The organism is Alitiscatomonas aceti (genome assembly GCF_025567195.1).
Lineage (GTDB): Bacteria > Bacillota > Clostridia > Lachnospirales > Lachnospiraceae > Alitiscatomonas > Alitiscatomonas aceti.
Genome location: NZ_JAOQJF010000012.1, coordinates 14,324 through 31,088, shown reverse-complemented (window position 1 = coordinate 31,088; position 16,765 = coordinate 14,324). Strand labels below are relative to the sequence as shown.

Annotated in this window: 13 protein-coding genes and 1 pseudogene; 9 read left to right on the top strand and 5 right to left on the bottom strand. The window is 54.5% G+C overall.

Going from position 1 to position 16,765, the window contains the following annotated elements; genetic code table 11:
• Nucleotides 1-98: 98 nt before the first annotated feature.
• From OCV69_RS07755 to sfsA, 5 genes are all read right to left on the bottom strand, one after another.
• Entirely contained in the window at nucleotides 99-1,901 is a 1,803-nt protein-coding gene (locus OCV69_RS07755; RefSeq protein WP_158358627.1) for a sensor histidine kinase, read from the bottom strand.
• A gap of 16 nt (nucleotides 1,902-1,917) precedes the next feature.
• Entirely contained in the window at nucleotides 1,918-2,649 is a 732-nt protein-coding gene (locus tag OCV69_RS07750) for a LytR/AlgR family response regulator transcription factor (RefSeq protein ID WP_158358628.1), read from the bottom strand.
• 118 nt (nucleotides 2,650-2,767) lie between these two features.
• Nucleotides 2,768-4,645, bottom strand: coding sequence for a ferrous iron transporter B (gene feoB, locus OCV69_RS07745; protein ID WP_158358629.1), 1,878 nt, complete (start codon nucleotides 4,643-4,645; stop codon nucleotides 2,768-2,770).
• Complete coding sequence (locus tag OCV69_RS07740) at nucleotides 4,642-4,875, bottom strand: FeoA family protein (protein WP_022273123.1); 234 nt, start codon at nucleotides 4,873-4,875, stop codon at nucleotides 4,642-4,644. Before OCV69_RS07740 ends, feoB begins: the two co-directional genes overlap by 4 nt.
• 114 nt (nucleotides 4,876-4,989) lie before the next feature.
• Nucleotides 4,990-5,700 (bottom strand): DNA/RNA nuclease SfsA, encoded by a 711-nt coding sequence (gene sfsA, locus OCV69_RS07735; protein ID WP_022273122.1) that lies wholly within the window; start codon nucleotides 5,698-5,700, stop codon nucleotides 4,990-4,992.
• A 177-nt stretch (nucleotides 5,701-5,877) separates the two neighbouring features.
• Here sfsA and fba point away from each other — a divergent pair, with 177 nt between their 5' ends.
• The 9 genes and pseudogenes from fba to OCV69_RS07690 form a co-directional block, all read left to right on the top strand.
• Nucleotides 5,878-6,744 (top strand): class II fructose-1,6-bisphosphate aldolase, encoded by an 867-nt coding sequence (gene fba / locus OCV69_RS07730; protein ID WP_158358630.1) that lies wholly within the window; start codon nucleotides 5,878-5,880, stop codon nucleotides 6,742-6,744.
• Nucleotides 6,745-6,835: 91 nt separating this feature from the next.
• Nucleotides 6,836-8,953, top strand: a complete 2,118-nt coding sequence (locus OCV69_RS07725; RefSeq protein ID WP_158358631.1) for a glutamine synthetase III family protein — start codon at nucleotides 6,836-6,838, stop codon at nucleotides 8,951-8,953.
• 217 nt (nucleotides 8,954-9,170) lie between these two features.
• Complete coding sequence (locus tag OCV69_RS07720; RefSeq protein WP_158358632.1) at nucleotides 9,171-10,805, top strand: O-antigen ligase family protein; 1,635 nt, start codon at nucleotides 9,171-9,173, stop codon at nucleotides 10,803-10,805.
• Nucleotides 10,806-10,821: 16 nt separating this feature from the next.
• Nucleotides 10,822-12,123, top strand: a complete 1,302-nt coding sequence (locus OCV69_RS07715; protein WP_158358633.1) for an HAD-IIIA family hydrolase — start codon at nucleotides 10,822-10,824, stop codon at nucleotides 12,121-12,123.
• A gap of 10 nt (nucleotides 12,124-12,133) precedes the next feature.
• Entirely contained in the window at nucleotides 12,134-13,129 is a 996-nt protein-coding gene (locus tag OCV69_RS07710) for a GHMP family kinase ATP-binding protein (protein ID WP_158358634.1), read from the top strand.
• A gap of 198 nt (nucleotides 13,130-13,327) precedes the next feature.
• Nucleotides 13,328-14,539, top strand: a complete 1,212-nt coding sequence (locus tag OCV69_RS07705; RefSeq protein ID WP_252207809.1) for an AAA family ATPase — start codon at nucleotides 13,328-13,330, stop codon at nucleotides 14,537-14,539.
• 15 nt (nucleotides 14,540-14,554) lie between these two features.
• Nucleotides 14,555-15,262, top strand: a complete 708-nt coding sequence (locus tag OCV69_RS07700; protein ID WP_158358635.1) for a HEPN domain-containing protein — start codon at nucleotides 14,555-14,557, stop codon at nucleotides 15,260-15,262.
• A 353-nt stretch (nucleotides 15,263-15,615) separates the two neighbouring features.
• Nucleotides 15,616-16,377, top strand: a complete 762-nt coding sequence (locus tag OCV69_RS07695) for a transcription termination/antitermination NusG family protein (RefSeq protein WP_158358636.1) — start codon at nucleotides 15,616-15,618, stop codon at nucleotides 16,375-16,377.
• Between the two features lie 61 nt (nucleotides 16,378-16,438).
• Nucleotides 16,439-16,765 (top strand): annotated as a pseudogene (locus OCV69_RS07690) (polysaccharide biosynthesis protein); the annotation flags it as partial.

Here is a 16,765-nt window from a genome sequence, read left to right as displayed (position 1 = left end):
TATGAAAATTTTATGGATTACAGAAAAAGTTTAGCATTCTAAAAGCCAGAAGTGGGCATAAATGATGCAAAAGGCAGGAAAAATGTAGTGAAAATCCGTCAGACTGCACAATAGGATGGAGCCACGCCGAACAGGACAAAGGAAACCTCAAAGCGGCCGTCCTGTGCCTTGAGATTTAAGGTCCCGCCGTAACTGGCCACGGCTTCCCGGACGTTGGGGAGCCCCAGGCCATGGCTTTCGGCTTCCGGCTTGGTGGTGGCAAAGCCAGAGCGGACAGAGGTGTCCGGATCCATGGAGTTGCAGATGCCGCAGACCAGCATTCCCTTTTTATACAGGAGCTTTACGAGGATCCTACGGTCAGCCTCCCCGCTTTGCTTTAAACAGGCTTCGATGGCGTTTTCCAGGATATTTCCGAAGATGATCCCGCAGTCCACCATATCGATCTTCATGTTTTTTACCACCATGATCTCGGTGTCCACCTGGATCCCACTGGCCGCGGCCTGCCCCAGCTTGGAGGTGAGGACCGCGTCTAAAAACGGATTTCCTGTGCTGATGATCTGGTGGGAGCGGGTATGGAATTCCAGCTGGTCCTGGATCCTGGATGTGTAGTCCAGGGCTTCGGAAAGCCTTCCGGAGGCGAGGAGGGTCTGGACCATCTGCCAGTGGTTTTTCATGTCATGGCGCAGTTCCCGGTACTGGCTTTCCCGGCCCTCCAGGACCTTGTAATGGAGGACCTGCTCGTTGAGCTGGCGTTCCAGATTTTTTCGCTCCAGGCTCTGCCGGTAGATCCGGGCCGTTTCCGGCACCAGCAGGGCCAGGTTATAAAGGATCAGCAGGATGGCTCCGGTGACCAGGCTGCGGATGGCGATCATGGGCTGGAAGTTGTAGAACAGCAGGTAGATAAAAAAGGTAAAGAAGCTGATGATGATCCCGATATAAACGGTATGCATTTTCCTGTTTTCCGAGACCTCAGCGCTGAGATAGCAGATGCAGACCATAAGGGTGCAGATGAACAGGAACCAGAGGGACTGCTCCAGCCGGTAAAAGGGGATGTACCCGGCCATGATCACTGCAACGGAGAGGATCAGGACCGCAAAGTGGAACAGGCAGAGGAAGGTAAAGATCCCAGGGTACGTCCGGGGAAATTCCAGAGAGATATACCGGTATAAAAGCACCGGGATGATAAAGATGGCGATGCATTTGATGGTATCGATGGCATATCCGCTGAGGGCAGAGCTGGCCAGGGAGGATTCACAGAGGATCCAGACAGCGAAGCCCAGAAAGCAGAAGCCGATAGCAGAAATATAAGTTTGTATTTTGTATATATAACGGAATACGGAGCCTGCCAGAAGGATCACCAGGGCCACAAAAAACAAAACCGCAGAGGTAATGAGATGGAGTGTCCCGGACATGGCCAGGTTATTTAACAGGGCGTTGCGGGAGCCGAAGCAGATCCGGGGCGTCGTGCGGATCTCATATTCGGCAGAGGGGGCTGGAGCGTCCTTTAAAAAGCCGGGGTCAAACTGGACATCCAGGCGGGAAAGGGCCGGATCGCCGGCCGGGTCCAGGGGGATCAGAAACCAGGTATCGGGGCTGATCTCAAGAGTTTCGCAGTCTTCCGGAACCGGTATCTCCCGGCCGTCAGCCAGGACTCTGGACGGCTTCTGGCCGCTGACCGCCAGAAACGGCAGCTCCACCCGGTCTCCGGGAAGGCTGCACGAAAAAGACAGGACGCCCTTCCGGGCCTCCTGGTGATCAAAATGAACGATGCTTCCAGGGCTGGTGAGCTCCAGAAACGTATGGTAGGAATCCGTCGGCCGCTCGGTCCGGACAGAGAGCAGGAACAGCCAGACGATATACAAAAACAGCAGCCAGAAGGCATGATAGATACGGTTTGCCACAGCTCCTCCTCTCTGCTCAGACCATGGAAAGGCCGTTGAGCAGGTAATTCTGGTAATGCTCCCGGGAATCGGCGTACTTCTGGCCGATGGGGATCACAGTCCGGTCGATGCAGACAAATTCTTTTCCACTGAGATAATCCACATTTTCAAAGTTTACGATATAGGAGCGGTGGACCCGGTGAAAGGATTCTGGCGGGAGCTGCTGCTCCAGGTCAGAGATATTTCCATAAAATTCAATGGGCGGCCCGTTTTTTGTATGGATCTCGATGATCCTGTTTTTGACCTCGAAGTAGATGATATCACTTAGAAGGAGGGAACCGATGGTCTTTCCGAATTTATAGGTGAATTTCTCTTTCCGTCCTTTTTCTGCCAGGGAAACGGCCTTTAAAAAGACCTTTTCGATCTTCTCCGTCTGCATGTCCTGCTTTAACAGGTAGTGGAGGGGCATCACGTCCAGGGCCTCGAAAACATGCTCCTTGCTGACTGTGAGAAATATGATCTGGGCGGTGGGATTTATGGCACGGAGTTTGGCGGCAGTTTCAATGCCGTTGAGCTTTTTCATCAGGATGTCCAGAAAAAAGATGTCAGTGGTCCGGTTTTTATCGTCTGGATCGAAGAGCAGCTCCTCGCCGGAGGAGCAGCAGGATACGGAGGCGGCGATGCTGTGCTTTTGGCAGAGCTCCTGGATCAGACCACAGAGCTCGTCCCGCATGGCGTCGCTGTCGTCGCAGATGCAGATATGGATCATAGGATGATTTCCCCCTTTTCCTTTTTAATACTGATTATATCATTCTATGATGTTTGGGTCAAAAGGCTTTTTGGCCTTTTGACCCTGGCATCATTACACAGGAGAACGGGGAAGATCATCAGAACACCAGATTCACCAGTATACAGAGGAGTACGCCGATCCCGGTGGGCAGAAGGATGGATACGGCGGTCCATTTTAAGCTTCCCGTCTCCTTCTTTATGGTGAGGCAGGTGGTGGAGCAGGGCCAGTGGAACAGGGAGAAAACAGCCATGCAGACGGCGGTCTTAACGGTCCACCCGTTGGCGGACAGCAGGCTTAAGATGGCCGTTTTATCGTCCATGGGGGCCAGGACGCCGCTCTGTAAATAGGCCATGAGGATAATGGGCAGGACGATCTCATTGGCGGGAAAGCCAAGGATAAAGGCCATGAGGATGATGCCGTCCAGTCCCATAAGGGCCCCAAGAGGATCCAGAAAGCCTGCAATGTGCATAAGGAGGCTTTCTCCGCCCACGGTCAGATTGGCCAGAAGCCAGATCACCAGACCGGCCGGGGCGGCCACAGCCACGGCCCGGCCCAGGACGAACAGGGTCCGGTCAAAGATGGAGCGGACGATGACCTTTCCCGGCTGGGGGCGGCGGTAGGGCGGAAGCTCCAGGGTAAAGGACGAGGGAACGCCCTTTAAAAGCGTCCTGGATAACAGGAATGAGGCCCCAAGGGTGGCCAGGATGGCTGCCAGGATAAAAAGCGTCAGCACCAGGGCGGTCAGCAGGGAGGAGAGCACGGGGTTTTCCATCGGAAGCCCTGCCCAGACGCCGCCTCCGGCTCCCAGAAGGGCGATCATGGTCAGCAGCAGGGGGAATCGGCCGTTGCAGGGCATGAGGCTGTTGGTGAGGATGGCGATGAGCCGTTCCCTGGGGGAGTCGATGATCCTGCATCCCACCACCCCGGCGGCGTTGCAGCCCAGGCCCATGGCCATGGTCAGGCACTGCTTTCCGCAGGCGCTGCATTTGTGGAAGGCGCCGTCCATATTAAAGGCCGCCCGGGGCAGATACCCCAGATCCTCCAGCAGAGTGAACAGAGGAAAAAAGATGGCCATGGGAGGCAGCATGACGGACACGATCCAGGCCACCACCCGGTATACGCCGAAAACAGCCATGTCGATGAACCACTGGGGGAGGCCTATGGAAAGGGCGGCCTCAGCCAGCCGCGGCTCCAGGGAGAAAAACAGGTCCCACAGCATGGAGGACGGGTAATTGGCCCCGGTGATGGTGAGCCAGAAGATCCCCAGAAGCAGCAGTACCATGACCGCCGTACCGGTGAAGGGGCCGGTGAGGATCCGGTCCAGACGCTCTTCCCTTTTTCTGTAATGTTCCTTTGTATAGGTGACCGCCTGGGCCGCCAGGTCTTTGGGGGAGAAGGCGGAGGGGAGCCTCCGGTACGGAGAGCCCAGGGAGCAGGAGGCGCAGGCACAGGGGCATGAGGCGGCCAGGGAGGCCAGCAGCTTCTTTAAGGTTAACAGGCCTTTGGCCGTCCGGCCGCAGCAGGGAGTCACAGGGATCCCCAGGGAACGCTCCAGGGCCTTAAAATCGATCCGGATCCCCTTTTTTTCAGCCTCATCGCAGAGATTGACGCAGAGGACCGCCTGGGGCATGGGACCAGCCTCCTCTCTGTGCTCCAGCAGCCCTGCGGCCTGGGACAGCAGATACAGCCCCCGCTCCAGGCAGGTGGCGTCGCAGACCACAAGCAGAAAGTCGTAGTCCTCGTTTAAAATAAAATCCTTTGTCAGCTCCTCCTCAGCGGAACGGGTATCAAAGGAGTAGATGCCGGGAAGGTCCACGGCGGAAAAATCCTGGCCGCCATAGGAAAACTGTCCCATGGCGCAGGAGACGGTGACTCCGGCCCAGTTGCCGGTGTGCTGGCGGAGCCGGGTCAGACCGTTGAAAATGGTGCTTTTTCCCACGTTTGGGTTGCCCATCAGGGCCACGCGCCGCGTCATGAGAGGGCCTCCACCAGGATCATGCGGCTGTCCTCCTCCCGGAGGGCGATGACGGCCCCGCGGACCAGATAGGCGGCAATGTTCCCTTTCCGTTTCCGGAGCACGCAGGTGACGGCCTCCTCCGGCTCAAAGCCCAGGTCAGAAAGCCGCCCGGCCATTAACGGCGGATTGGCCAGCGCCAGGATCTTTGCGGATCCTCCTGTATTTATACTGCTCAATGGTAGTACCATGAAATCACTCACTCGCACGTTGCTTATGAGTGAGATATGAAAAAGCGGGCGGCTTTGTGCCTGTACAGGGCGGGGGAGCCGGGGAACACCGGAATCAGGGCAGGGGACCGGGGATCAGAGGATCACGGGAACCGGCGCGTCAAGCTTCATGGAGCGGTCTGTGACGGCGCAGTCATAGGCCCAGATATGGACGCCGTTTTCCTTCGCCTTTTTTAGTGCATCGGCAAATTCCGGGTGGCGTTCCCGGTGGGGGGAAAAAGCATGAACGCCCTTCATCTGGATCACAAAAAGAGCGGCCGCTCCGTATCCATCCTTTACGGCCTGCGCAAGGCCCTCCAGGTGACGGATCCCCCGCTCCGTGGGCGCGTCCGGGAACATGGCCGTACCGTCCATATCCAGGGTCACGCCCTTTACCTCCATGAACCAGGGAGAGCCGCCGCAGGAAAAGGCCAGATCGAACCGGGAGTCCCCATAGCGGACCTCCCGCTTTACATGGTCCGGCCTGGGACAGAAGGGAAGCCCCTCTCCGGCGGTGAGCCATTCCCACGCCGTCTGGTTGGGGGCCTGGGAGTCAATATTGACCCACTGCGGCCCCTGGGCGGTCTCTTTTTTTACGGCGATCAGCGAGTATTCTGTTTTCCTTCCCTGGGCCATGGCGTCTGGATGGAACTGCACCGCCGCCGGGACGCCTGGGATCAGGAGCTCTCCCAGTCTTCCGGTATTTTTTACATGGCAGACCGCCTCGTTTCCGTTCAGAAGGACCCGGGCCAGGAACCGGTTGGGACGGGAAAGGAAAACGGCCTGCATTACATTTTCATAGATCATAGGAAAATACCTCCGTCCCTGGATTATAGCATAAATGGAGCAGATTTAATATTAATAAAGGAAACTGTGAAATCAATCTTTTCAAACCTGGAGAAATAAGGTATAATCACCTTGAGTATACAGCGCCGGCTTATGATGCGGCCTGAAACAATATGACGCAAATGGAGGTCCAAGATTATGTTAGTAACAGCGAAAGAAATGCTTGCAAAGGCAAGAGACGGAAAATATGCAGTAGGCCATTTCAACATCAACAACCTGGAGTGGACAAAGGCGATCCTTCAGACAGCGGAAGAATTAAGATCTCCGGTGATCCTTGGGGTTTCCGAGGGCGCTGGAAAGTATATGGGCGGATATAAGACCGTTGTGGGAATGGTCAATGGTATGCTGGAGGAATTAAACATCACAGTTCCCGTTGCCCTTCACCTGGACCATGGCAGCTATGAGGGCTGCTTAAAGTGCATCGAAGCCGGATTTTCTTCCATTATGTTCGACGGCTCCCACTATCCCATCGAGGAGAACGTGGAGAAGACCAAGGAGCTGATCCGCATCTGCCGTGAAAAGGGCATGTCCCTGGAGGCTGAGGTCGGCGCCATCGGCGGTGAGGAAGACGGTGTAGTTGGTATGGGCGAGTGCGCAGATCCCAACGAATGTAAGATGATCGCAGACCTGGGTGTTGATATGCTGGCTGCGGGAATCGGAAATATCCATGGAAAATACCCGGCCAACTGGCAGGGCTTAAGCTTCGAGACCCTTGCGGCAGTGAAGGAGAAGGTGGGCGATATGCCTCTGGTGCTTCACGGCGGTACAGGGATCCCGGAGGATATGATCAAGAAGGCCATTTCCCTGGGCGTTGCAAAGATCAATGTAAATACCGAGTGCCAGCTGGCATTTGCCGATGCTACGAGAAAGTACATCGAAGCAGGAAAGGATCTGGAAGGAAAGGGCTTTGACCCGAGAAAGCTTCTGGCTCCCGGCGCAGCGGCCATCAAAAAGACTGTGAAGACCAAAATGGAGCTGTTCGGTTCCATTGGCAAGGCAGAATAAAAGACGCGTGCGGCAATCAGACGTTCTCCCCTTTCCGGGAGAACGTTTTTGCAAATCTGGCTGGGCCAGTATACATGAGGAGGAAAAATCTATGAGCGAGGCCATCCATGTGGCAGAAATTTTTGGAGAAAATGTATTTGACGACGCGGTAATGAGAGAGCGTCTGCCCAAAAGCGTCTATAAGAAGCTGAAGCAGACCATTGAGGACGGAAGCGAGCTGGACCCGTCCATCGCAGACGTGGTAGCCCATGCCATGAAGGACTGGGCGGTGGACAATGGAGCGACCCATTATACCCACTGGTTCCAGCCCCTGACCGGCGTGACGGCGGAAAAACACGATTCCTTTATCACCAGTCCCGACGCAGCCGGAAGAGTCCTGATGGATCTTTCGGGGAAAGAGCTGATCAAGGGAGAGGCCGATGGCTCCTCCTTCCCCTCCGGCGGTCTCCGGGCTACCTTTGAGGCCAGAGGCTATACCACCTGGGACTGTACCTCCCCGGCGTTCTTAAAAAAGGACGCCTTAGGCGTGACCCTCTGCATCCCCACAGCCTTCTGCTCCTACGGGGGAGAGGCCCTGGATAAGAAAACGCCGCTCTTACGCTCCATGGAGGCCATCGATAAGCAGGCGGTCCGCATTTTCCATCTGTTCGGCAACACTGCCGTGAAGCGGGTGATCCCGTCGGTGGGACCGGAGCAGGAATATTTCCTGGTGGACCGGGAAAAATATTTACAGAGAAAAGACCTGATCTATACGGGCCGCACCCTGTTCGGAGCCATGCCGCCCAAGGGCCAGGAGATGGACGACCACTACTACGGCGTGATCCGGGAGCGGGTGGGCGCGTTCATGAAGGAGCTCAACGAGGAGCTCTGGAAGCTGGGGGTGGCGGCCAAGACCCAGCATAACGAGGTGGCTCCGGCCCAGCACGAGCTGGCCTCCATCTACACCAAGGCCAACCTGGCAGTGGACCACAACCAGATCGTCATGGAGACCATGAAAAAGGTAGCCAGCCGCCGCGGCCTTGCCTGCCTGCTCCATGAAAAGCCGTTCCAGGGCGTCAACGGCTCCGGAAAGCACAACAACTGGTCCCTGACCTCCGACACCGGCATCAATATGCTGGAGCCGGGAGTGACGCCACATGAGAACATCCAGTTCCTTTTGGTGCTGGCCTGCATCATGAAGGCCGTGGACGTCCATGCAGACCTGCTCCGCCAGTCGGCGGCCGTTCCTGGAAACGATTACCGTCTGGGAGCCCAGGAGGCGCCGCCGGCCATTATCTCCATCTTTGTGGGCGAGCAGATCGAGGACGTGATCGACCAGCTCTGCAGCACCGGCTCCGCCACCCACTCCAAGATGGGCGGTACCTTAAGGACCGGCGTGACCACACTTCCGGATTTTGATAAGGATGCCACAGACCGGAACCGGACCTCGCCCTTTGCATTTACCAACAATAAATTTGAATTCCGTATGGTGGGCTCCTCCGACTCCATTTCCTCCGCCAATGTGGTGTTGAATACCATTGTGGCAGAGGCCTTTAAGGAAGCGGCGGATATCCTGGAGGCCTCCGATGACTTCCCCACAGCGGTCCATGACCTGATCAAAAAGCTGCTTTCCGAGCACAGACGGATCATCTTCAACGGCAACGGCTACACCGAGGAGTGGGTACAGGAGGCAGAACGGAGAGGTCTTCCCAACTTAAAGTGCATGGTGGATTCCATCCCGTCCCTGGTGACAGAAAAGGCCGTGAAGCTGTTCGGAGACTTCGGCGTGTACACAAGATCCGAGCTGTACGCCCGGGCAGAGATCGAGTACGAGACTTATGCCAAGAGCGTTCTGGTGGAGGCCCGGACCATGTCAGACATGGCTGGAAAGCAGATCATTCCGGCAGTGATCCGGTATTCGGGAGATCTGGCCAGGTCCCTCAATGAAGTAAGGACCGCCTGCCCGGAGGCTGACATGAGTGTGCAGACGGAGCTGGTGCTGGAGGTCTCCAGCCTGCTGGCTGCCATGAAAAACGCCATGGAGGAGATCCGGAAGGATCTGGAGAAGGCAGGGACCATGTCTAATATGAAGGAGCGGGCCCACTTCTGCTACGATGAGATGGTACCGGCCATGAACCGGCTCAGAGAGCCTGCGGACCGTCTGGAGATGATCGTGGACAAGGAATACTGGCCCTTCCCCAGCTACGGCGATATGATCTTTGAAGTATAAATTTTACGCCATAAGGCGCAGGACCGGACGGTCCGGCGGAGACGATCTGCCGGGGCGGCCGGTCTTTTCCTTGCCCCGCGCCGGAAGCCTGGGAGATTTCCCTCTGCATACCGTTGCGGAAAATGGCGGAGAATGGTATACTATACCTGGTTTTTTCTCTAAAAACAAGGAAAACAGGAAAGGAAAATGCGGCGCAGGCCGCAGCAGAGTAAGAGATATGTCAAATAAAGTATCTGGAAAGAGGCAGAAAGGGGCGGACAGCCCCGAACTGCGGGAGAAAGACGCCAGGAGCATGGCCGGGATCATGGGCGTGTTCGCCGTGGCGGTGCTGGGTATCTTTCCCCTGGCATACGATAACTATTATTACAACATTCTGGAGACCAAGTACCATTTTTACTGTGTCGCCTCCATTGCGGCCATGGCGCTGATGCTCTTTTACGGGATCTTCAGCGGCCGGATCGCGGGATTTTTCAGAGGGGACGGCAGTGAAAAGGGAGGAAGCGGATTTTTTAAGCGGATCCTTGGAGGGCTGAATTTTGTGGACTGGGCCATGCTGGCGTTCTGGGGAGCCAATGTCATTTCCTGGATCCTCTGCGTGGACTGGCGCTGGGATGCCTTCTGGGGGACCTTCGGCCGGTATAACGGCGTATTTCTGATCACCCTCTATACGGTGGTCTACTTCCTGGTGACCCGGTTTTTCCGGTTCCGTCAGTGGTATCTGGATCTGTTCCTGGTGACGGGAATGCTGGTCTGCGGCTTCGGCATCACCGACTATTTCCGGATGGATCTGCTCCACTTTAAGGCAGAGCTTTCGGCGGACCAGCATGCCACCTTTGTATCCACCTTTGGAAACATTAATACGTACACCGTTTATGTGGGCGCGGTACTGGCAGTGTCCATGACCTTATTTACCCTGGATAAGGACTGGAGGAAGAGGCTCTGGTATTTTGCCGCCATGATGGTGTCCAGCGTGGCCATCATCATGGGAACCAGCGACAACGCCTATCTGACCCTGGGAGCGCTTCTGGGCTTCCTGCCCCTTTATCTGTTCCGGACCTGGAGCGGGATACGGAGATACCTTATGGCGGCGGCGGGGTTCTTCACGGCGGCCTGGATCGTGGAATGGGCCAATGTGAAATACGCGGACAAGGTCCTGGGCATCGACAGCCTCTTTACCATGTTCGTCCAGTACGAGCGTTTTAAGGAGATCGTCCTGGCCCTGTGGATCGCGGCGGCGGTGCTGACGGTGCTGACCATCCGGAGAAAGGGAGAAAAGGACCGGATCGGCAAATGGCCTTGCTTTGTCTGGCTTGGCTTTCTGGCCGTCATTGCGGCTGGAGTCATCTATGTGCTTTACGACGCCAATGCGGCGGGGAATGCGGAAAAGTATGCGGCCATCAGCAAATATGTGGTGTTCAATGACGCCTGGGGGACCAACCGGGGCTATGCCTGGATCCGGTCCATGGAGGTTTTCAAGGAGTTTTTCACCACCAAGGACAAGATCTTTGGCTATGGGCCGGAGACCTTCCGGGTGCTCATGGAAAATTATTATCTGGGAGAGCTGGGCAATGTGATCTTTGACAACGCCCATAACGAATACCTCCATTATCTGATCACCATCGGCCTGTTCGGCATGCTGTCCTATATGGCATGGCTGGGCACCTCCATTGTCTGGATGGCAAGGAACCTCAAAGACCGGCCGGAGGTGGCGGCCTGCCTGTTTGCCCTGGCGGCTTATGCGGTCCAGGCCACGGTGAACTTAAACCTTCCGGTGGCTATGCCTGTGACGGTGCAGCTTCTGGCCATGGGCGTCAGCAGACAGTTAAAGAAAAAGGAAAATGAATCCATATAGAACGGAGAGTGTGCATATGCAGGCAGTGATCATGGCCGGAGGAAAGGGAACGCGCCTGGCGGCCCTTACGAAAGACGAGATACCGAAGCCCATGGTGGAGGTGGCGGGAAAACCGCTGTTATTATGGCAGGTGGAGAGGCTGAAGGCCCACGGGATCACCGATATCCTCATGGTCATCGGCCATCTGGGCGAAAAGATCCAGGAATATTTTGGAGATGGGGAGCGTTTTGGGGTACGGATCCGGTATTTTGTGGAGGAAACGCCCCTGGGCACCGCCGGTTCCTTCTATTATTTAAAGGATATGGTGGAGGAGACCTTCTTCATGATGTCCGGGGACCTGTTTTTTGACATTGATTTTGGCCGGATGCTGGCCTTTCATGAGAAGAAAAAGGCAGCGGCCACGCTGTTCGTCCATCCCAACGGCCATCCTTATGACTCGGATCTCCTGGTGTTAGATGAGGACGACCGGGTGCGGAAATTCGACTCCAAGCACAATACCAGGGACTACTGGTATGAAAATTGTGTGAATGCTGGAATTTTCGTGTTTAACAGAAAAATATGTGACCGGGTTCCGGAGCCGGTGAAGCGGAACCTGGAAAACGATGTGATCCAGGGCATGATCCAGGACGGAGAGCCGGTGTACGGCTACCGCTCCCCGGAGTATGTCAAGGATGTGGGGACCGTGGACCGGATCCAGCAGACCTTAAAGGATATTGAACGGGGCTTTATTGCGGAGAAATCCCTCAGCAGAAAGCAGAAATGCATCTTCCTGGACCGGGATGGCACCATTAACCAGTACCGGGGCCTGGTATATAAGGAGGAGGATTTTGAGCTGGAGCCCTGTGCGGTCCAGGCGGTGAAACGGATCAACCAGTCGGGCCGTCTGGGGATCGTCATCACCAACCAGCCGGTGGTGGCCCGGGGCCTCTGCAGGATCGAAGATGTGGAAAATATCCACCGGAAGCTTTCCTCCCTTCTGGGGAAGGAGGGCGTGTTCCTGGACGATATCCTGTTCTGTCCCCACCACCCGGACAAGGGATACCCGGAGGAAAATCCGGCCTACAAGATCCCCTGTGAGTGCCGGAAGCCAAAGACTGGCCTGATCGAACAGGCGGCAGAAAAATATAACATTGACCTTTCCGCCTCCTGGATGGTGGGAGACACCACCATAGATATCCAGACAGGAATCAACGCCGGAATGCGCACCGCCCTGGTGCTGACCGGAGAGGCCGGAAAGGATAAAAAATACGATGTGACGCCGGATCTTGTCTGCAAGGACCTTTTGGAGGCCGTGGAGAAGATCCTGGAGATGGATTAGGAGGGAGCTCATGATCATTACACAGACGCCGTTCCGCATGTCCTTTTTTGGCGGCGGGACCGATTTCCCGGGATTTTATAAGGAGCATGGCGGAGCCGTGATCTCCACCACCTTTGATAAATACTGCTACGTGAACGTGCGCCATCTGCCGCGGTTCTTCGATTATTCCACAGAGCTGTCCTACTCGAGGATCGAGCGGGTGACCGACGTGGAGGCCATCGAGCATCCGGCTATCCGGGAGGCCATGAAGTATCTGGACATGCAGGAGATCCGCCTGACCTATGAGGCAGACCTGCCGGCCCGGTCCGGCCTGGGCACCAGCAGCTCCTTTGCCGTGGGCATGCTGAACGCGTTTTACGCCTTAAAGGGCAAATACGCCGATAAGCGGAAGCTGGCCGACGACGCCATCTATCTGGAGCGGGTGCTCTGCAAGGAAAGCGGAGGAGTCCAGGACCAGATCGCCGCATCCTTTGGCGGCCTGAACCGGATCAACTTTAACGCCGACGGCTACGAGGTGAATCCAGTGATCATCTCCCCGGAACGGAAGGCCCAGTTAAACCGGAATCTGATGCTGTTTTTCACCGGCTTTTCCCGGTTCTCCTCAGATATCCAGAAGACCACCCAGAAGGACATGGCCGATAAGGAACGGCAGCTTCTGGAAATGCTGTCCCTGGTGGACGAGGCGGAGAAGGTGCTGACCACAAAGACGGATCTCAATGAGTTCGGCCGGCTTCTGGACTACACCTGGAAGTTAAAGCGCGGGATCTCCAGCGGGATCTCCACGGACTCCATCGATGGTCTTTATGCCAAGGGGATCGAGGCCGGGGCTCTTGGAGGAAAGCTTCTGGGCGCCGGAGGAGGCGGCTTCCTGCTGTTTTATGTGGAGGAGGATAAGAGAGAGGCTGTGGCAAAGGCCATGGAGGACCTTTTATATGTGCCGTTCCAGTTTGAGAACAGCGGGACCAGAGTGATCCATTATACGGCGGAGATGTACGAGAAGAGATAGGAGCAGCCGGGGCGCTGCGGGACAGGAGGCTTTTAGGCCGGTGTTCTGCGGCGGCCCGGTTTTTTGCGGAATGGAGCTGGCTGACGAGTTCGGAAGAATAAAAAGCAGAGAGATAGACATACTGATTATAGGTTTTATTTGTTCAATCTGCGGATTTTGTGCAGATTACATTGACAGAACATGGATATGAGGGGTATTATGGTGGTAAATAAAACGACAGGGGTAATCGGTATGCTATTGGAATTCAGGTGCTCCAATCATAAATCCATTAAAAATGAAATTACATTTTCCATGCTCGCCGGAAGCGATGATACTCATGAGAAATCTTTAAAGCTCCATAATGGGATGCGGATCCTCAGGACGGCGGTGATCTACGGCCCTAATGGCTCCGGAAAGAGCAATTTTATTGACGCGCTGAATTTCTGTGCACTTATGGTGGATAAGAGCATGCGCTTTCAGCCGGGGGAAAAGGTACCGCAATCGGAACATAAGACCAGCGAAGAGGGAGACGCCAGCAGCTATGCGATTCAGTTTTTAAAAGAAGGGATTCGCTATGCATATGGATTTACTGTTCAGGACCAGGAGATCGCGGAGGAATATCTGTACTACTTCCCAAAGGGCCGCCAGGTGAAGATCTTTGAGCGCAGCGGTCAGGCCGTTACGCCGGGAGACCGGTATAAGAGTTCCTTTCAGCAAAGCCTCAACGTCCTAAAGGAAAACCGCCTGTTTCTGGCCTGCGGGGCAAACTTTTCCAACGTAAAAGAAGTGGAGGCTGCCTTTTTGTTTTTTACCAGAGATCTGGTGATCTATGATTCAAAGAAGAATAACTGGATGGATTATTCGCTGAATCTGATGAGGCGGGATCCAGACATCAAGAAAATTTTTCTGATCCTGATGCGGCTTCTGGGGAACCAGATCAGGGATGTAAGGATTCCGGAGAACCAGACAAAACGGATCGAAGCCCAGGTGGTCTACGATCAGTTTGAAACGGATCTGATGACAGAGGAGTCGGATGGCGTGAAAAAGCTGTTTGAAATTTTATGTCCATTGATCGATATCTTAAGCAAGGGCCGGGTTTTGATCTGTGACGAGCTGGAAACCTGCCTCCATGAAGCCTTGATCTACCAGATCGCAGAATTGTTCCAGAGAACGTCAGACAGATTTTCGGCCCAGCTGATCTTCTCTACCCATGATACCAGTCTCCTGGACTCGAACCTGTTCCGGAGGGATCAGATCTGGTTCACAGAGCTGAACGAAGAGAGGGCCACAAACCTGTACTCTCTGATGGAGATACGGAATGTGAGAAAAACAGAAAACCTGAAAAACGGGTATATCCTTGGAAAATATGGGGCGATTCCCATGAGAAATAAGAACTTCTGGGAAGAGTTTGAAAAACAGATCGAAAAATAGCAGGGGGAAGCTTTGATGGCAGGACGGAATCTGGAACTGAGACCTCGCGAGGAGGGTACAAGAGATAAGGCGAAGATACCGGTAGTCCGGTTTCCTCTGGATAAGATCACGGAGCATTTTCAGGAAAACATAAGCGCAGTCCGGGGGCAGTTTGCCGTGGCGGAGGAGCTGGTCCAGGGCGGGAGGACAGAAGAGGGAGAAAATATCTGGCGTTCCCAGATCGTTTTCCTGGAAAGCGCCCTGGACTTCTTTATGCACGAGCTGACGAAATATGGTCTGTGTGAAATACACGCGGGAAGCTGGAACAGCACTGTGAAATATGAGAACATCATGGTACATATGGGAGTGGTTGAGGCGGCCATGAGGGACAGGGACAGTGACGCATGGTTCCTGGATTTTATCAATGATACATACGGAACTGTCACTATGGCATCCTGGGATACGGTAAAGGACCAGATCAGTCTTCTGGGGATGGATGTTATGCAGATCGCCAAAGACGCTTTCTGGGAGCAGGGCTCTTCGGAAAAGCCCAGAGATAAGATGAAGCGCCGGTTAAACAGCCTGTTTCAGCGCCGCAATATGATCGCCCATCAGTCAGACCGCCGCCATGCGGATGCGCAAAAGGAGCCCATTTCCCGGGAGACTGTTGAGGAGTTTATTGCAGATGTGGAGAAGATCGTGGCGGCGGTGGTGAAGGAAGCGGAGAGGAAGCAGGAGGCATAGGAATGGCGTAAAATGCGGAAAATCCGGATTCTGTAAGACGGTGCAGCACAGCTTTCGGGCAGACAGACAAATTCTGGTATTTATGTCATAATCGCAGATGCTTTGCAGAAATTGGAACGCACAGCCAGAGAAAGATGTGATATACTAGGCCCTGGTATCGAAAAGAAGGGTTGAAAAAGCTGTACTGCGATGCTATAATGATATGAGCTAAAACCGGACAAAAGCTTGAGAGTTTGAAGGCTGCGGGCTTTTGGAAGGGGTTATACTGGTCGCACATAACGTGCCTGAATGAATCTGGGACGCCGAAGGGCGGATCGCGGAGTGGCGGAGCCTACCCTAAAAGGAGAATCATCATGTGGTATGTATTGCAGACAATGACTGGAAGAGAAGAGGAGCTGGTCCATTATATTGAAGAGATCGTTCCAAAAGAACTGTACACAGATTGTTTTGTGGCATATTACGAAAGGGTATGGAGAAAGCAGCAGGAAAGCGTCGTCCATGTGGAGCGGCTGTTTCCGGGATATGTGTTCATTGTTTCGGATACGCCGAAGGAGCTGTACCTGTGTCTGAAGAAGGTTCCTGCCATGTCCAAGATGATCGCCGATGGAAATTTTGACTTTCTTTCCATTGAAGAGGAAGAAGAAGCGTTTTTCGCGAATATGCTGAAAAACCAGCATATTGTCCGGCTTTCCTACGTGGAGCTGGATGGAAGAGGGCGGATCCTCCGCGTATGCGGACCTTTGAAAGAATATGCAGATTCCATCGTAAAGGCCCAGTATAAGAAGCGTTATGTGATCATCCGGCTGAAGATGATGGGGAGCTATAAGACCGTGGCCCTGGGGGTTATCTTAAAGGAAGATATCCAACAGGAGATCCGTTATGGAAAGGTTGAGACCCCGTTGGAGATGCCGGAGTTTTACCATGCCGCACAGCCGGAGAAAGACCACGGTTATGCCGCAGGCGACCATGTCAGCGTGATTTCCGGATCCTTTGAAAATATGTCGGGAGTGATCTGGAAAGTCAAAAAAGATACGGTAGAGATCGGAGTACATCTCTTCGGACAGGACATGTCCATGGAGGTGCCGGTCAATGATATACGCAAAAACTTCCCATAAGGACGATTATGGGAAGTAAAACGGGTGTATCCCGTGAAAAAACGAATCCGAGGAAGATCTGATGTACGAATTTCTGGAAAAATACCTGCCCAGGGACAAGCGCGTCCGCATGGGCATCTTAATGGCCGCAGACGTCCTTGCGCTCTGCCTGGCCTCTTTTTTAGGCCTTTTTGTCCGGTTTGATTTAAATATTTCCAAGATCCCGCCGGAATACGCCCGGGCGGCCCTGGAGTTCCTTCCCTATTATATCCTGGCCTCCCTGGTGATCTTCTTCCTGGCCCGGATGTACTCCACCATGTGGAGCGTGGCCGGGGTCCGGGAAGCCCTCCATGTGGTGGCGGCCTGCGGCCTGGCTTCCCTGGTACAGATCGCCGGGATGATGCTCTTA

Excerpts from the sequence above, each read along its gene's own strand:
- OCV69_RS07725 (WP_158358631.1), top strand. The coding sequence starts at position 6,836 with ATGAGCGAGGCCATCCATGTGGCAGAAATTTTTGGAGAAAATGTATTT.
- feoB (WP_158358629.1), bottom strand. The coding sequence starts at position 4,645 with ATGACGCGGCGCGTGGCCCTGATGGGCAACCCAAACGTGGGAAAAAGC.
- OCV69_RS07720 (WP_158358632.1), top strand. The coding sequence starts at position 9,171 with ATGTCAAATAAAGTATCTGGAAAGAGGCAGAAAGGGGCGGACAGCCCC.
- OCV69_RS07740 (WP_022273123.1), bottom strand. The coding sequence starts at position 4,875 with ATGGTACTACCATTGAGCAGTATAAATACAGGAGGATCCGCAAAGATC.
- OCV69_RS07750 (WP_158358628.1), bottom strand. The coding sequence starts at position 2,649 with ATGATCCATATCTGCATCTGCGACGACAGCGACGCCATGCGGGACGAG.
- OCV69_RS07695 (WP_158358636.1), top strand. The coding sequence starts at position 15,616 with ATGTGGTATGTATTGCAGACAATGACTGGAAGAGAAGAGGAGCTGGTC.
- sfsA (WP_022273122.1), bottom strand. The coding sequence starts at position 5,700 with ATGATCTATGAAAATGTAATGCAGGCCGTTTTCCTTTCCCGTCCCAAC.
- OCV69_RS07700 (WP_158358635.1), top strand. The coding sequence starts at position 14,555 with ATGGCAGGACGGAATCTGGAACTGAGACCTCGCGAGGAGGGTACAAGA.
- fba (WP_158358630.1), top strand. The coding sequence starts at position 5,878 with ATGTTAGTAACAGCGAAAGAAATGCTTGCAAAGGCAAGAGACGGAAAA.
- OCV69_RS07715 (WP_158358633.1), top strand. The coding sequence starts at position 10,822 with ATGCAGGCAGTGATCATGGCCGGAGGAAAGGGAACGCGCCTGGCGGCC.
- OCV69_RS07705 (WP_252207809.1), top strand. The coding sequence starts at position 13,328 with ATGGTGGTAAATAAAACGACAGGGGTAATCGGTATGCTATTGGAATTC.
- OCV69_RS07710 (WP_158358634.1), top strand. The coding sequence starts at position 12,134 with ATGATCATTACACAGACGCCGTTCCGCATGTCCTTTTTTGGCGGCGGG.